Below are 2,260 nucleotides of genomic sequence, written 5' to 3'. Positions count from 1 at the left end.
GTGGTTATACATCAGGTATACATCACGCTGGTTTGAAGACCAGTTTTCAAGAATTTGCACCAACTCACCTGAGGAGATGTATTTCTCCAGCATGACATCAGGCATCAGCGTGATGCCCAAACCGGCCATGCAGGCTTTGCGAACGACATTAAGCTCATTGGCTTCGTAGCGGCCGCGATCAGATACAGTAACTGTTTCACCGTCGCTGTTGGTCAAACGCCAACGCAGGAGAGGCTTACCTTTTAGTAAAGGGTGCTGATGCAAGTCCTGGGCATGTTTAGGTTCGCTGTTGGCTTTCAGGTACTCTGGGCTGGCAACCAAAATATCTTTTACTGCATTGATTTTACGAGCGATAAGGGTGGAATCACGCTGAGGGCCAACACGGAAAATTACATCCCAGTCTGTTGGGTCAAGGATCTCCGGGTCATTACTCATCATCAACTGGATGTTGATCGCCGGGTGCTCTTTCATGAATGCATTGAGCAATGGCTGCAGCATCACCTTGGTGAGGTTCGATGGCGCGGCAATTTTTAACTTACCGGCAGCCCCTTTACACTCTTCGCTGACATGCTCGGCGGTATCTACCAAGCTTTGTAGCAGAGGGCTACATTCATCGTAAAACTTCTGTCCGGCTTCTGTCAGTGATAGCTTCCTTGCATGACGGTTTAGTAGTCGGATATTCAAACACTCTTCAAGTGCCTGAATACGACGGGTTAGGGTGGCAACGGGCACCTGGGTCTTACGGGACGTTGCTGTGTAACTGCCGTTCTCCACAACCATGCGGAATAAATTTAAATCGTCAAGCTTCATAACTGTACAACACTGAAAACTTATAATGGGGAATTGTATAACAAAATATGTAAAAAGATGACGCTTTCAAGACAACTTTTGCTGTAAATCAAGATATAGCGTGTTTTTCTTTTTGTATTAATTCTTAGTAATTGAAAAATTTAAATTTTGATGCTGTTAACAATTTTCAATTTTTTCGTCACCAAAACAATGAATCTCCTGACGATCAGCGGATTTCGACCTATGCTTTTGATAGGTTAGTCAAGCCTGTGGTTTGAGGTGTCATGAGTACGCATTCACAGTCAGGTGGCACAGGAGGTGCCAAGCACCATTATCATTCTTCAGTCAGGGAGCAGGCTTTGCTTGAAGATAAAGACGTTCTTATCGTCGAAGATGATCCAGTATTTAGAACCATGTTGTCTGGCTTTCTTATTAGCCAGGGATGCCGGGTGCGTGAAGCTGAAAATGGGTTAGAGGGCTTGCAGGCGTTACGTGAAGGTATGCCTGATATTTTGTTGTGTGATCTTGCCATGCCAGTACTAACGGGTATGGAGTTCGTAGAAGAGGTGTCGCTCCAGTATCCGATGGTGCCGATTATTGTCATTTCGGGTACGGGCAATATGTCAGATGTGGCGGCAGCGCTGCGCCATGGGGTGAAGGATTTTCTGATCAAGCCGCTTGATAACATTATGGTGCTCAAGTCAGCCATTATGTCGGTGCTGAAATCAGAAGACTCAGTGACAGAGAATCATGGCTTTTCCAGTCAATGGGTCAACATTGATGAAGAAACCGTGGTAGATGAAGAGCTTGAATGGCACATAGAAGAGCTTAAGGCTAATCCGCGTGCTGCGCGGGAACTGCTGTTGGGGCTAATGCCTGAAACTCAGTCCTCATTGGGTGACTGGCAGTTGAACTATTGTGTGTTGCAAGCAACGGATGTACAGCCGGTATTGCTTGATTACACTTGGCTAATAGATGGCAGGTTGGCCTTTTACTTGGTCGATTCGGCGACGGGAGGGGATAACGGTACAGCGACGACATTGCTCATCCGAGCATTCTTCAATGACTATCTTCGTACCCGAATGGGCGATCAAAATACCATATCAGGCCTGATCAAATTGATTGAGAAGGGGATGCGCCATTCCGGCTACGCCTCTCCGATCAAGGCAATATTTGGTATTTTTGATGTCACCGACAGGACCTTGAACATCGCCTCCGCTGGGCTTTCAGCCAGGTTGCAAACCAGTGATGGTGAGCAGGTCGTCAAAGCCCAACCTTGGCTCGGTAATCAGGCCAGTAAAAATGAGAGTGTTAGTCTGAAGTTTGCTGAGTCAGGTGGACGTTTATCGCTAAGTGAGATGGGGTCGGCCAGTTTCAGTCTGACCTTTAAACGAAAAGGGTAGCCACTATTATTTGATAGAACTGTTCGGATAAAAGACAAGAAAATAAAAACGGAGAGCCTAGGCTCTCC

Annotated in this window: 2 protein-coding genes; one reads left to right on the top strand and one right to left on the bottom strand. The window is 46.5% G+C overall.

What is annotated here, in order from left to right; translation table 11 throughout:
• On the bottom strand, nt 1-810 hold an 810-nt coding region (locus BIZ37_RS29910), incomplete at its 3' end, for a LysR family transcriptional regulator (protein ID WP_187464638.1).
• A 338-nt stretch (nt 811-1,148) separates the two neighbouring features.
• Between BIZ37_RS29910 and BIZ37_RS29905 the strand changes: the two genes are divergently transcribed.
• The gene (locus BIZ37_RS29905) at nt 1,149-2,192 is read left to right on the top strand and encodes a response regulator (protein ID WP_107299224.1); all 1,044 of its coding nucleotides are present in this window, start codon (nt 1,149-1,151) and stop codon (nt 2,190-2,192) included.
• The last annotated feature ends 68 nt before the right edge of the window (nt 2,193-2,260 follow it).

It is taken from the genome of Photobacterium sp. BZF1 (assembly GCF_014349205.1).
Lineage (GTDB): Bacteria > Pseudomonadota > Gammaproteobacteria > Enterobacterales > Vibrionaceae > Photobacterium.
This window is presented reverse-complemented; position numbering and strand designations above follow the sequence as displayed.